This window comes from Pseudoalteromonas sp. MSK9-3 (genome assembly GCF_003590335.1).
Taxonomy (GTDB): domain Bacteria; phylum Pseudomonadota; class Gammaproteobacteria; order Enterobacterales; family Alteromonadaceae; genus Pseudoalteromonas.
The window spans coordinates 139001-152454 of the sequence record NZ_MIET01000024.1; the positions used below are offsets into that span (position 1 = coordinate 139001).

The following is a 13454-nucleotide window of genomic DNA, read 5'->3' on the forward strand; positions in this document are numbered from 1 at the left end:
ACTCGCTGTAGTAAAATTAAACGGAGTTTGTGTGATCATAAGTTTATTAGTTGGCCTGATTTTGTGTGCCGTTTTTTTGTTATACGGCAGTAATAAACACCAGCACTTGTATGCAAAACCACTGCCTAAATATTGTAAGTGGCTTGGTTTCTTATTTATAAGCAGTGCGTTGTATATAGCAACGCTGCAGTTTAGTGGGGTGGCTGTTTTACTTAGTTGGTTGATGATGAGCATGTTGTGCTTAGTGATATTACCCAGCGTTATTTTTTTCAGTAAGGTCAAAAAGTGAATACACATAAAATAGCTACAAGCCGCACTCAGTGGCTATGGAAAACATTGATTGGTGTTGTGCTTGGTTTAACTTTGAGCTTTGGATTGGTAGGGCTTTTTGCTTGGGCTGGCCCAGATAACCTGCACAGCGACCTCAGTAGTGAACGTTTACTATGGAAATCACAAATGCATATGTGGATGATAACGCCTCTATGGATGCTGATTGTGACGTTTAGCTACTTATTTAAAACTGCGAAAGAAGCGGCCATCAGTTTAGTGATAGGAAATCTATGTGTGTTTGGCTGCTTATTCATTATTAAGGATCTATTATGAAAATTCGCGCCGATATAATACGGACATATCAAACGCTTCATACGTGGACCGGTATTTGTGCAGGGTTATTGCTGTTTATTGGCTTTTTTGCGGGTTCATTAACCATGTTCCGAGGGGCAATCGACCAGTGGGCGACGCCGGCAAGTTATCAGTTGCCACAAGTACAAGAGGCGCAATATGATGAATTATTGCAAAAAGTGTTAGCCGCTTACCCGAGTGCGGCAGACTCTGTGAGTTTGCATTTCTCAGAAGACCATTCACCTATTACTTGGTATGAGACGGGCAGTGCACGCGGGCTCTCTTTGGACGATCAAGTCTATCATGCCACGCTCAATGATAACGGAGAATTAGTTGCTGAGCTTCGCCACGTCAATGAGTTATCAATGCTGGTGGATTATTTACATCGTACCGCAGGTATCATTGGTGAAATAGGGCATGATCAGGCGGGGGTCTATGTACTAGGGATCGCCTCATTTTTATATTTTATCGCGTTAGTTTCTGGTGTGATCTTCCTATTGCCGACGCTTACCAAAAGCTTTTTTGCTCTACGCCATACTAAATCTAAAGCGCGCTTTTGGCTTGATACCCATAATTTAATTGGTGTGAGTAGTTTACCGTTCCATATCATTATTTCTTTCACTGTATTTGTCTTTGCCTTTCATGATTTACTTTATGGTGGGTTGTCTCAGGTATATGGCGACAAACCGATGTTTAAGCGCAATGCTGAGTCTGAAATTGTGTATCAGGTTGCCGATTTACCAAAGCTCGCTGAGCTACGACAGGCTGTAACTGAGTATGCGCCCAACTATACGATTGAAAACATCGACTTTAGTGGTTTGATTGAGCAAGGGCCAAGTGCAGCCATTAAAATAGTGAACTTAGATACCGTGATGCGCGGCCCAATTACAGATTTTCTTTATATGCAGCCTTATACGTTTGAAATATCAACCAGTAGTGTACAAGGGGGCGATCAAGGCGTGTGGAGTAGTATTGTCTCGAGCTTTTTTGGTCTGCATTTTGGCAGCTTTGGGGGAGATTTCGGTCGTTGGGCGTATTTTATTATGGGCCTATTAGGCGCGATTCTGTTTTATAGCGGCAATTTATTGTGGCTTGAAAAGCGTCGCAAAGCACAAGTTTTAGAGCAATCTAGAGCCAGTATAATATTAGCTAAATTAACGGTAGGGATCAGTTTGGGCTCCATTGCTGGTATTGCCTGCGCTTTTGCCGCATCGAAATGGTTAAGTATTGCAAGTTTAAACATTAATGTGGCTTACATGTGGTTATATTACATCACATTTTTTGTGACGCTTGGCACTGCGTTTATTTATGGTGCGCCGAGAACCGCCATTGTCGGTATGCGAGCGATTGCATTGCTGTGTTTTAGCATTCCAATGACTTCACTGTTAGCCTTTTTGGTCCCCGCTATTGGTATTTGGCCTGCATATGATTTAACAACCGTTAGTGTCGAAGTTGTTGCCGCTACATTTGGTGCAGCCTTTTGGGGGATGAGTCATAAAACTCACAAGCGTGCTCTGGGCAGTGATATAAACAGTGTCTGGTATATTCCACCTCATAACAAGGTGGCCAGCAGTGCACTTAATGTTGCATAAGAAGAGGGTGTTCAGAGCTTTCTGAACACCTCATGTGCTTTGCTTATTATTGGTGAGTTCAGTGTGATGACTTACTATTTAACCTCAGCTCTGGATAAGCAAATTTGCCCAATAAAGCTATTTTTCTCACTCTTGGCGTTGCTTTTATTTGTAATAGCTCGCTATTACTGCATAAAAGCGCCTTGATATTGAGTAAAATATCATCATTGGATTGTAGGTAAGTTTGTTTTAAAAACATTTTCTATTCTAAAACCCTTATCCAAACCTGAGGTTATTTAAAAAAGTCATCATTTTTGGCGAGCAAAGCTTCCATATCTTCAATTAAGTCTTGCGCGGCTTTTGGATCTAGCTCTGCATCGGCTTGAATTGTGGTAGAGATTTTATTATTTTCAAAAGACCATTCGCCTAGGTCAATAAGCTGACATCGTTTTGAACAAAAAGGGCGAAATTCACTCTCTTCAGACCAAGTAACTGAAGAAGAGCAGGTGGGGCATTTTACTACTGTGGGCATTATAATTAACCATGTCGTTAACTCAGCCCACAGTGTAATAAACTCCTCGCTTAGAAGCTAGTGACACGATTTATTTCAGATAAAGATGTCAGTCCTGCTGCTGCTTTTTTTAAGCCTGACTTACGTAAATTATCAAACCCGAGTTGTTCTGCCATTTGTGCAATTTTAATTGAGTTGCCGCCTTCCATAATAACTTGTGCTATTTCAGGGGTTATTTTTACAACCTCATACACACCCACTCGACCTTTGTAGCCATCGGTGCAGCTTTCACAGCCTTGTGGTGAAAAGAGGGTAATGTCTTTCAATTGTTCAGCAGTAAACCCTTGCTTAAGCAGTTCTTCTTCTGGCAGTGTTTCAGCTTGTTTACATTTAGGGCATAAGCGCCGTGCTAAACGCTGTGCAATAATCAGGCTTATTGAGCTAGCAACGTTGTAGGCAGGTACTCCCATATTCAACAAACGCGTTAACGTTTCAGGTGCTGAGTTGGTGTGTAACGTGCTTAATACTAAGTGACCTGTTTGCGCCGCTTTAATGGATATTTCGGCTGTTTCTAAGTCTCGTATTTCCCCGACCATAACAATATCAGGATCTTGACGTAAGAATGCTTTGAGCGCATTGGCAAAGGTCATATCGGCACGAGGGTTAATTTGTACTTGGTTTACACCTTCTAAGTTTATCTCGACCGGGTCTTCAGCGGTGCTGATATTTCGCTGTGGCTGATTTAAAATATTGAGACCCGTATATAAAGACACGGTTTTACCAGAACCCGTTGGACCTGTAACTAATATCATGCCTTGCGGTTGCTCTAACGCATTCATGTACAGTTCTTTTTGCTCTGGCTCATACCCCAATACATCAATGCCGAGCATGGCACTGGATGAATCTAGAATACGCATTACAATTTTTTCACCCCAAAGCGTTGGTAGCGTACTGACACGAAAATCAATACTCTTGCGCTCTGAGATTTTTAGTTTAATACGGCCATCTTGTGGTTTACGCTTTTCGGCAATATCAAGTCGCGCCATAACTTTAATACGTGCAGAGAGGCGTGATGATAGGCTGGTGGGCGGGCTAGCCATCTCGTGTAGCAAACCATCAATGCGAAAGCGCACGCGATATTTGTGCTCATAGGGCTCAAAGTGTAAATCAGAGGCCCCTTTTTTAATGGCATCCATGAGAATTTTGTTGATGTATACAATGATGGGGGCATCATCTTTGTCACCTTCATCATTCTTTTGCTGTGCACTTTGTGCGTCTTCAATGTCTAAATCTGCAAATTCTTTGTATTCTTCATCACTGAGCGACAGGCCACCTGTTGAGTCAAACAGCAAATCAATTTTTTGCTCGAGTTGTTTATAGTCGACAACGACGGCTTCACACTGTAATCCGGTACTGAATTCAAAATTTTCGAAGGCGCCATAATCGGTTGGATCTGATGTGGCAATATAGAGCTTTCTGCCCTTTTTAACCAAAGGGAGCAAATGATGCTGTTTTATCAGCTTTTCTTTTACCAGATCTGAAGGCAACTGCTCTACATCAAAGTCCGTTAAATCGAACAGCGGGACTCTAAATAAGTCGAGGCACTGCTCAGCAAGCTCTTTACCACTCATACCAGTGCACAAACAAATGAGTTCTGCAGTGGAGTGGGCTTCTGCTTGTTTTAGCTTAAGCTGCTCTGGGGTGACTTTACCTAGCGTAATAAATTTACGCAGTAGCGGTGAATGATGCTCCATAATGCCTCTAAGACCTACGTGTACTGAGTTAAGCTTAGCAAAAATATGCGTTACTAAACTAGGGGATAACCAATTAATTTATACAGTGCATGTTGTTAGTGCGCTGTATTTATAGTGATTGTGCTTGTTTTAAGAAGCCCTGGTGTAATGTTTCTAACTTGGCGTGCATGTGTGCGAGCGAGCCGCTGTTATCTAGTATGGTGTCAGCTTTATGGCATTTATCCTGCCTTGACATTTGCGCGGCAATTATCTGTTTGACTTGTGCAGGGGCAACCTTGTCTCTTTGTGTGGTTCTGTGTAATTGTATTTCTTCACTGACATCCACCAGCAATGTGTGATTACACAGAGCATCAAGTTGATTTTCAAACAGTAATGGGGCCGACAGCACCACATAATGAGAGTCTGCGTTTGCAAGTTGGCTGAGTATTGTTGTACGGATCATAGGGTGCAATAAATTGTTCAACCAGCTTTTATGCGTCTCATTGCTAAAAATCAGTTCTCTGAGGGCCGCTCTATTTAGCATGCCATCACTTTGTAACATATCACACCCAAATTTATTGACTATGGCTCGTAGCCCCTCACTATTGGGGGCTACAACATCACGGGCGATAACATCAGCATCAACAATGCAAATACCTTTATCAGCGAGTGCATCGCTTACTGCGGTCTTGCCCGCACCAATGCCACCGGTTAATCCTAAAATCCACTGTGCCATGCGTTCTAATATCCGAGTAAATTAAAATACCAAGTATGTATTTGCTCACCATACAAAATACACAGCCAGCCTGCGATAGCGAGGTAGGGGCCAAATGGAATCGGGGTACTTTTGTCTTTCCCTTGAATCGCCAATTGCACACTGCCAATAATAGCACCCACAAAACTAGAGAGTAAAACAATAGTAAGAATTGCCTGCCACCCTAAAAGCGCACCAAAAATAGCGAGTAATTTGAAATCGCCAAAGCCCATCCCTTCTTTACCGGTTGTGAGTTTAAAGAGCCAATAGACACTCCACAAACTCAAATAACCTACCGCTGCACCGATTATGGCCTCGGAAGGAGGGATAGTCATATCGAAACAGCTAGCCAGTAATGCTAACCATAATAAGGGTAAGGTAATTTGGTCAGGCAACAGCATATGATCAATATCAATAAAGATTAACGCGATCAATGCCCAAGTTATGATGAGATAAAGCACCGTGAGCGGCACTGGGCCAAAGTGTTGCGCTAGCAATAGAGATACTAACGCAGTACCCAGCTCGACTAAAGGATAACGGACTGAAATAGGTGTTTTACAATTGAAGCAACGGCCTTTTAACAGTAGCCAGCTAACCAAAGGGATGTTTTGCCACGCTTTTATCGAATTGCCACATTTTGGGCAGCTAGAGTGAGGAGTAGAGAGGTTAAAGGTTTTGGTATTCTCTAATTGGCTGTTTGGTAGTTCGTCAGTGAGTAATAAGCGGCATTCAGACTGCCATGTGTTATTCATCATTATTGGTAGGCGATAAATCACCACATTTAAAAAGCTACCAATACATAGGCTAACTAGGCCGACGGTCAGTAAAAAAAACCACATTTCGGTTTGTAAAAGCTGTATTACATCTTGCATGCTTTTTCTTATTTATTGTTTATTTAAAAATTAGTAGGTCAAAATATTTAAGTTGTATCAATTAAATCACGGAGCCTAACTGGAAAATCGGTAAATACATGGCAATGATCAAGCCACCAACTAACACGCCCAATACCGCCATGATTAGCGGCTCTAGCAAGCTAGATAACCCGTCAACTAAGTCATCAACTTCTTGTTCGTATATATTGGCAACTTTTGCTAGCATGCTATCTAGTGCGCCAGACTCTTCACCAATTGCGACCATCTGGATCACCATATCTGGAAATATTTTAGAGTTGCGCATAGCCCAATTCATTTGGTTACCTGAACTAACCTCATGTTTTATTTCTAAAATAGCATCTCGATAAATGACATTACCCGATGCACCCGCAGCGGAGTCTAACGCATCCACTAATGGCACACCAGCCGCAAAAGTGGTGGATAAAGTTCTAGCGTAACGGGCAACCGCAGCTTTGTCTAAAATAGCCCCTACCACAGGAAGTTTTAAGAGCAATTTATCATTAAAGTTGCGAACTGCCTTTGATCGAACCTTCGCTTCTTTGTACGAGTAACCACAAATACCAATTACTATAAGGGCTACCCACCAGTACTTTTGCATAAACTCAGAAATAGCGATGACCATTAGTGTAAATGCTGGCAGCTCTGCGCCAAAGCCATTAAATATATCTTGGAATTGAGGGACTACAAAAATGAGTAATATAGAGGTAACAATCATTGCGACTATAACAACTGCAATTGGGTAAAATAGTGCTTTTTTTATTTTTGATTTTAAAGCTTCTGCTTTTTCTTTATAGAGTGCGACGCGATCAAATATTCTATCCAATGAACCGGATTGTTCACCTGATTGAATAAGATCACAATATAAGTCATCAAAATAACGAGGGTGTGCGCGTAATGACCGCGATAGCGGTTGACCCGCTTTTACTTCGTCCGCAATATTCTTAATCAGTTTACTAAGCGCTTTATTTTTTACACCATTTGCAATCATTTCTAATGATTGAATCAGGGGGACGCCGGCCAATAGCATGGTAGCAATTTGACGCGTCACAATAGATATGTCTTTGGCTGTAATCTTTTGAGTATTATTTAATCCAAACAGAGGCGTTGGTTTTCGTTTTACTTTTGATGGGGTTATGCCCTGCTTACGTAACTGCGCTTTGACTAGAGCAACACTGCTACCTGCGATTTCACCATCTAGACGTTTGCCTCGTGAGCTTACACCCACCCAAATGAAAGTATCTAAATTATTCTCTGTTGGTTTTGGTTTGTTCATTAGAGGACGCTATGTTAATAGAAGCCGTATAATACGACTTCTATATAGGTAAGGAAGATTCGAGTTATCAGCTACAAGTGCTTGGTAACCAAGTTGCTTTTGCAGGTGAAGTTATTGTTCCAGTACATACCCATGAAGAAATATTTGTACCACTCGTAAAATCAGTGTCTTCCATTGCTGTACCAGGTGCACTTTCTGGAGTTAATACAATGTCGAAGCCATCCATATCTGATTGGCCTTCAACGGTAATAACCCCTGCTGCCGTAATGGCTAACGTCGCCGCATATTTCGTTGCGGTAAAGCTTGCATCACAGCCAGCAGGGCTTCGTCCTACTTGTGCTTTTTCTGATGCGCATACTTTTGCTGTAGTGGCAGCAAGTAGTACCTCAGTACCTTTCGCTCTGTTTGTATAATCTTGATAAGCTGGTAATGCAACCGCAGCTAGAATACCGATGATTGCGATTACAATCATTAATTCAATAAGGGTAAAACCACCCTGTTGTTGTTTAGTCATGATGTGTCTCCTAAAGGATGTATACCTAACTTCGATTCTAAGTTAGACGATTATTAAAATTATTGCAATAACTTGAGCTGCCGCGTTATTAGCACGTCGCTAAGCGCGTTACCCCAGCTACAATCTCCTTCGTTAGCATGCAGTGTTGTTAACAAAGTTTAGAGTATCAAATCATTTACCCCAAATTAATCTATGATAATTATCAAGGTTTTATTTTCAGGGTTATCTTACTTTGCTAACACTAGCGTGCACCGTATCTGTATTATCGGATAGTATTAGCCAATACTTTAATAACATTTACTGAGCGTAACAAGACAAAATACGACTTTTTCAGTTTTAAAGCATTTAAATAAATCAATAATTAATACTTTATCATGGTTTAGAGTTTGTTTGATAAATTATTTGTTACATTCTAATTCTTTGTTCGTATTAGATGGTTTTTTTGTCTATTTGTCAATCTAATAGGTGATGACTTTGCATCTAATCACCACCTATTTGATTTCGATTAAGTATCGAAGCGCATTGATAGGTCGATGCTTTGTAAGTTTTTTGTAAGTGCACCACTGGAAATAAAATCTACACCAGCTTGTGCATAGGTTGTTAGAATGTCGAGGGTCATATTACCTGACACTTCAAGCTTAGCTTGGCCTTGTGTCAGAGAAACTGCACTTTTTATATCTGCTACGCTGAAATTATCGAGCATAATAATGTCAGCACCTGCGTCTAATGCCAGCTGTAGCTCAGGTAAGTTCTCTACTTCGACTTCAACAGGCTTATTTGGGTGATTTGCTCGGGCTTGTTTTACTGCTGCAGCTATACCGCCACATGCTGCAATATGATTTTCTTTAATTAAAAAAGCGTCAAATAAACCTATTCTATGGTTTTTGCCTCCGCCACACGTCACCGCATACTTTTGTAAAGCGCGCAGTCCAGGAATGGTTTTTCTGGTATCTAGCAGGCGGGTATTGCTGTTTTTTAATGCTGCAACATAGTGCGCGGTAGTCGTGGCTGTACCACTAAGTGATTGCACAAAGTTTAAGGCTGTTCTTTCTGCGGTAAGTATTGAGCGCGCTGAGCCTACGGCGGTGAATAGCTTGCTGTTGGCAGTCACTTGCTCGCCGTCTTTTATTAGCATTGTGACTTTTACGCTTGCGTCGACCTGCTTGAATACTTCTAATACCAGCGCTTCACCACAAAATACACACTCTTCTCGTGTGATCACAAACGCATTCGCTTGTTGAGACTCTGGGATTAATTGTGCTGTAATATCGCCATCGCTGGCTGATTGAAAGTTGAGGTCTTCGTTGAGTGCTTGCTTTACTAATAAAGTAATGTGTTCAGGTGTCATGAGTTCGCTGTGCATAGTACGTCACTTGTAAGTTGTATTGACCAGAATGATTTGATACAAATTTTACTGTGTAGCGCGCTATTACACAATCAAGGTAGTGCATTTAAATAAAGCTTGGTATGGTTAAATTAAAGAGACAGACAATAATAAGTGATTATTATGAGTGAGTTTTTCTGGTCTGATATCGCGCAGCGACGGCCTTGTACATTTTTTGATGACAGACCTGATAATGAAGAGATATCATTATTGGTGATCCATAATATTTCGCTTCCGGCTGGTGAGTTTGGTACATCCTATGTTGATGACTTATTTACAGGGCAGATTGATTGTCATGCGCACCCAAGCTTTGTTGATTTAGATGGGTTAAGAGTGTCAGCGCATTGCTTTATTCGCCGTGATGGCACTGTATTACAGTATGTGCCATTTAATAAGCGTGCTTGGCATGCTGGGGTGTCTGAATTTGCAGGGCGAGGTCGATGTAATGACTTTAGTATTGGCATCGAACTTGAAGGTACTGATGATACGCCCTATACCGATGCGCAATATATTGAACTTGGTAAGCTTGCAAAAAAATTGATGCGTGAATATCCAGCAATTAGCCATGAAAAAATTGTGGGTCATTGTGATATTGCACCAGGTAGAAAAACAGATCCCGGCGCTGCATTTGAGTGGCAAAGGTTTTTTGATTTAATTAAATGAAATGAGACAAGGTCATGATTCTAATCTCGATTATTTTAGCGTTAACCCTAGAGCGGTTAGGTGCTCGAAGTGCACATTGGCAAATTGACTATTATTTACAGCGATATTTGAACATGGGATATGGTAGTAAAATAATAAAAAAACAGCTAAATAATGGCGTGGGTTTTATGTGCTATTTAGTGTTGCCTGTTATTGCTGTGGCATTTATTTATCAATTGTCTGACTTTGCATTGTGGCAGTTTGTGCTCAATATATTGGTTCTGATTGTTTGTTTTGGGTGTAATGAACCCAGAAGAAAGTATAAAGGGTATTTAAACGCGTTAACACGGGGTGATGATGAAGCGGCAACTTTGTACGCTTTGCAAATGGGTCAAGTGCGCACAGAGCATGAGCATGGCGGTGAATGGTTTGGTCAAACGCTGGCGTGGGTGAACTTTCGTCATTATTGTGCCGTGATGTTTTGGTTTGTTGTATTAGGCGTACCGGGGGCGGTGTTATACGCGTCTATTCGCACCGCGTTTGATTTGACTGTTGCACAGCAAAAATCTGCGGCGCACTATCAGCATCAATCTCGGTTAGACGGACTATTGTTTTGCTTAAACTGGTTACCAGCGCGTTTAACCAGTTTTGGTTATTTGATCATTGGGAACTTTTCAAAAGGTACCCACTATTGGGTTAAATACGCGTTAAACTTCTCTATTACCAATCGTAAATTGGTCACGACCACGGCTTTGGCTGCCGAGCAAATTGAACAGCAATACGCTGGTTGCACCTACGAGGCAACGTGTATGATGCGGCTGGTTAAACGCAATGTCCTGTTGTTTTTAGCATTGGTGGCGGGTTTAACACTTTTCGGGCAATTAGCTTAAGCGAATTCACACTTGGCTTGGACTACACATTATGGCTTAATGTAGTAGTCCATCAAGCCATGCACTCTTGCGTTCTTGCATGGCCTTAACATACCTTGGCTCTATGTCGAGTTGGCGTATTGCTTCATCACTGATATCTATTAAATCACATACCCCAGTTACAGACCATAACGCCTCTTCTAAATCCTTTGCTTTATGCAGTGCGTAGTGGCTCACGTATTTTAACTCGTTGGCGAGGTAGTCGGTATCTGGTCGGCCTGTTTTTGAAATGTGTAAGTGAAAAACAAACAGCATGTCTTTTTTTACGGCTTTTTTCAAAAAGAGGTAAAGGGGGTCAATCGGCTCATCATAGGCAATACATTGGCTTTTAATCGCTTCAGATAGCTGCTCTTTCATACAGTCAAATCGAACAAATACAGTATATTTTAATGGTTTATCTTGACGGGATGTATGGCGAAAAGCCTCGTTTAAATGCTCTTCTATAAAGTTTTCTGGAAATAAGCTTGTTGCATCTAGGTGTTCAGGGCCACCTTTGTGGTAAGCCATTAAAAGCCTATGTAGGTTGGTTGGGTATAAACCTAGCCCAATGGCCCCAATATTAAATAGTGCCGACTCTTTGTGAATATACAGCGGAAATTGGCAGACTGTTTTTGTCACCATATTACGAAGTGCTGTCGAAAGCCCTGGAATTTTAGGGCTTTCTTCACACGCATGTAATTTGCTTTTATTCATCTCTATTAATTGTTTAAAAAAGGCCATTCCAACATGCGGTAAGTCTGTTAATTTACTTACTTTGAGATTAATAATGGTTTTTGATTTACTGACCGCCATGACTTCATAGCGTAAATTGTTTAATTGGTGCTGCTTGGTTATTTTTTGTAAATCAGGCAATTCAAGGTGAACAATATCGCCCTTTTTAACCGTCGAGGGGTTAGGTGTTTCTAATTGCAGTCCCATGACTGAAAAATCACGGGTGTTACCCGCAAGCGCATGTTCCGCGTTTATGTGCATAGTGACGGCTGTTTTATATAAGTAGCGCTTATGCGAGCGTAAATTGACGTATTCAAGAGCAACGACCTCTAACGCTGGCGGGTTAGCTGCTCTTCCATGGCCAAATTTTTTGAGTTTATTGACAGAGTTACTATCAAATTTATGTGATTGATAAACATCGAGCTGTTGTTTACTTGAAATGTCGGTTAGCAACATTAAAAACTTCACATCTTGAATGATGCCTTGTACACGAGGTGTTGGGCGCTTGTTAAGCTTTTCTACATTCTTACCCGCACTGAGTGGCAGCGATAACGGAATATAGGCATCTTCATGGTGGCTTGGCATTAGCTGCACTTTATATGTGCGCCAACTGTCTTTTTGACTACCAAAGCCTAGAAATAGTGATTTTAACTCTGGATGTTCATCAAGTTCATACCCAAATGCAGAGTAGTAGTATATTTTACCGCCATTTGAATGCGTGAATGTATAGACTGTGGCTTCTTTTACAGCATTGGGAAACGCAAGGATCTTCGCCAGCCGGCTTTGACTAAAGATGCTGTATAGCGATGATATCTTTCGTTCATCTTCAAAGTAATAGTTAACAAACGCATTGTTTTCATTGGTTAACGCAATCGTGGGTAGTAGGTGCTTGCCTTTCTTGGCGAAATACACAAACAGTGAGCTGACCCTCGGTAAATAAAACTGCTCATAGCCCTTACAAACGACGGCATCCATGGTGTTATCTAAATTTATCTTGTAGCGGCGTTTATTACCATGAATAAAGCTTTGTAAAAACTCGTCAAAACCAGAGTTGTTTTCAATAAAGGTGCGTTTTAAACGAATATGCTGATAATCACGAGAAACAGGCTCTATGGCGACCACTTCATATTGAATACCGCCTTTAAGGCCCAGTTCAAAATCTTGTTCAAGGCCAACCAGTCGAATACCAATCAATTGCCCTGGGGTCGCGCTGTAGTTCGGAGATACTTTAATTTTTGCGCCACTGAGAGAGATATCTGAAGTGGTTGCAGAGACAGTACCACTTTTACCAAAGTCGACGGTTATTTTGATTGAATAGTTCATTCGTTCTTCACAGCGACTTTCATATGAGGCAAAACGAATTAACTTAGTGCCACTGGCAGTATTAGACTCTGCTTGCGGTGTATTCTCTTGCTCATCTTGGTTTTTTTGCATCACCTTATAGTTATTTTCGGTGTGCATAACGGCTTCGTATACCGCTAATGTGTATTTACCGTGGCGGGCTAATTCTTCTTCAAATACATCAATGGCCACATTATCCATAAAGTGCTGTTTGCCATCATGCTCATAAGGCTTAACTTCTCCAGCCACTTGCCCCCGTAAATCGATGAATCTGGCGACAGGTTGAGAGAGTCGCGACATTTCCATTTTTAATAAAAATTGATCTGGCTTGGAAAGAGAAGAGGTGGTTTGTGCAAAAATTTGGTCAAAATTAGGATCGCCTAATTGCAACTTTAAATCGTCGATGAGGGGTTGATATTTTTGCAGCTTATCTTCAGCCATAATGAACCGTATTCATACCTGTATTCTTGCCGTGAGGCTATATCGTTATAATTTTCTAAATACTTAGCCAATACTATGACAATATTAGGTCATAGTTAACATTATTCTTAAACAATTAAATAAACTCAGCTTGTTA

General features: G+C 41.1%; 12 protein-coding genes. 4 read left to right on the plus strand and 8 right to left on the minus strand.

What is annotated here, in order from left to right; all coding sequences use genetic code 11:
• Positions 1 to 285: 285 nt before the first annotated feature.
• Complete coding sequence (locus BGP78_RS09320; RefSeq protein ID WP_119861142.1) at positions 286 to 603, plus strand: hypothetical protein; 318 nt, start codon at positions 286 to 288, stop codon at positions 601 to 603.
• Entirely contained in the window at positions 600 to 2213 is a 1614-nt protein-coding gene (locus BGP78_RS09325) for a PepSY domain-containing protein (protein WP_119861143.1), read from the plus strand. The genes BGP78_RS09320 and BGP78_RS09325 overlap by 4 nt, the downstream gene beginning before the upstream one ends.
• 271 nt (positions 2214 to 2484) lie before the next feature.
• Here the strand turns inward: BGP78_RS09325 and yacG are convergent, their stop codons facing one another.
• The 7 genes from yacG to nadC form a co-directional block, all read right to left on the minus strand.
• Positions 2485 to 2724 carry a DNA gyrase inhibitor YacG gene (gene yacG / locus BGP78_RS09335; protein ID WP_119861145.1) on the minus strand — a complete coding sequence of 80 codons (240 nt, stop codon included), beginning with the start codon at positions 2722 to 2724 and terminating at the stop codon, positions 2485 to 2487.
• Positions 2725 to 2774: 50 nt separating this feature from the next.
• Entirely contained in the window at positions 2775 to 4457 is a 1683-nt protein-coding gene (gene pilB / locus BGP78_RS09340) for a type IV-A pilus assembly ATPase PilB (protein ID WP_119861146.1), read from the minus strand.
• 109 nt (positions 4458 to 4566) lie between these two features.
• Positions 4567 to 5172: a dephospho-CoA kinase gene (gene coaE / locus BGP78_RS09345; RefSeq protein WP_119861147.1), complete on the minus strand. Its 606-nt coding sequence runs from the start codon at positions 5170 to 5172 to the stop codon at positions 4567 to 4569.
• A 5-nt stretch (positions 5173 to 5177) separates the two neighbouring features.
• Positions 5178 to 6062, minus strand: a complete 885-nt coding sequence (locus tag BGP78_RS09350; RefSeq protein WP_119861148.1) for an A24 family peptidase — start codon at positions 6060 to 6062, stop codon at positions 5178 to 5180.
• A gap of 61 nt (positions 6063 to 6123) precedes the next feature.
• A complete protein-coding gene (locus BGP78_RS09355) occupies positions 6124 to 7356 on the minus strand; it encodes a type II secretion system F family protein (RefSeq protein ID WP_119861149.1) in 1233 nt (410 codons plus the stop codon).
• A gap of 67 nt (positions 7357 to 7423) precedes the next feature.
• A complete protein-coding gene (locus tag BGP78_RS23030; RefSeq protein ID WP_119861150.1) occupies positions 7424 to 7870 on the minus strand; it encodes a prepilin-type N-terminal cleavage/methylation domain-containing protein in 447 nt (148 codons plus the stop codon).
• A gap of 505 nt (positions 7871 to 8375) precedes the next feature.
• Complete coding sequence (gene nadC / locus BGP78_RS09365) at positions 8376 to 9233, minus strand: carboxylating nicotinate-nucleotide diphosphorylase (protein ID WP_259386258.1); 858 nt, start codon at positions 9231 to 9233, stop codon at positions 8376 to 8378.
• Between the two features lie 144 nt (positions 9234 to 9377).
• Between nadC and ampD the strand changes: the two genes are divergently transcribed.
• A complete protein-coding gene (ampD, locus tag BGP78_RS09370; protein WP_119861151.1) occupies positions 9378 to 9917 on the plus strand; it encodes a 1,6-anhydro-N-acetylmuramyl-L-alanine amidase AmpD in 540 nt (179 codons plus the stop codon).
• A gap of 14 nt (positions 9918 to 9931) precedes the next feature.
• Entirely contained in the window at positions 9932 to 10786 is an 855-nt protein-coding gene (gene ampE / locus BGP78_RS09375; protein WP_119861152.1) for a beta-lactamase regulator AmpE, read from the plus strand.
• Positions 10787 to 10822: 36 nt separating this feature from the next.
• On the opposite strand, the gene BGP78_RS09380 is transcribed toward ampE, so the two are convergent.
• Entirely contained in the window at positions 10823 to 13318 is a 2496-nt protein-coding gene (locus BGP78_RS09380) for a PilZ domain-containing protein (protein ID WP_119861153.1), read from the minus strand.
• Positions 13319 to 13454 lie beyond the last annotated feature (136 nt).

Coding starts and splice junctions, on each gene's coding strand:
- BGP78_RS09325 (WP_119861143.1), top strand. CDS start 600: ATGAAAATTCGCGCCGATATAATACGGACATATCAAACGCTTCATACG.
- yacG (WP_119861145.1), bottom strand. CDS start 2,724: ATGCCCACAGTAGTAAAATGCCCCACCTGCTCTTCTTCAGTTACTTGG.
- pilB (WP_119861146.1), bottom strand. CDS start 4,457: ATGGAGCATCATTCACCGCTACTGCGTAAATTTATTACGCTAGGTAAA.
- coaE (WP_119861147.1), bottom strand. CDS start 5,172: ATGGCACAGTGGATTTTAGGATTAACCGGTGGCATTGGTGCGGGCAAG.
- BGP78_RS09350 (WP_119861148.1), bottom strand. CDS start 6,062: ATGCAAGATGTAATACAGCTTTTACAAACCGAAATGTGGTTTTTTTTA.
- BGP78_RS09355 (WP_119861149.1), bottom strand. CDS start 7,356: ATGAACAAACCAAAACCAACAGAGAATAATTTAGATACTTTCATTTGG.
- BGP78_RS23030 (WP_119861150.1), bottom strand. CDS start 7,870: ATGACTAAACAACAACAGGGTGGTTTTACCCTTATTGAATTAATGATT.
- nadC (WP_259386258.1), bottom strand. CDS start 9,233: ATGCACAGCGAACTCATGACACCTGAACACATTACTTTATTAGTAAAG.
- ampD (WP_119861151.1), top strand. CDS start 9,378: ATGAGTGAGTTTTTCTGGTCTGATATCGCGCAGCGACGGCCTTGTACA.
- ampE (WP_119861152.1), top strand. CDS start 9,932: ATGATTCTAATCTCGATTATTTTAGCGTTAACCCTAGAGCGGTTAGGT.
- BGP78_RS09380 (WP_119861153.1), bottom strand. CDS start 13,318: ATGGCTGAAGATAAGCTGCAAAAATATCAACCCCTCATCGACGATTTA.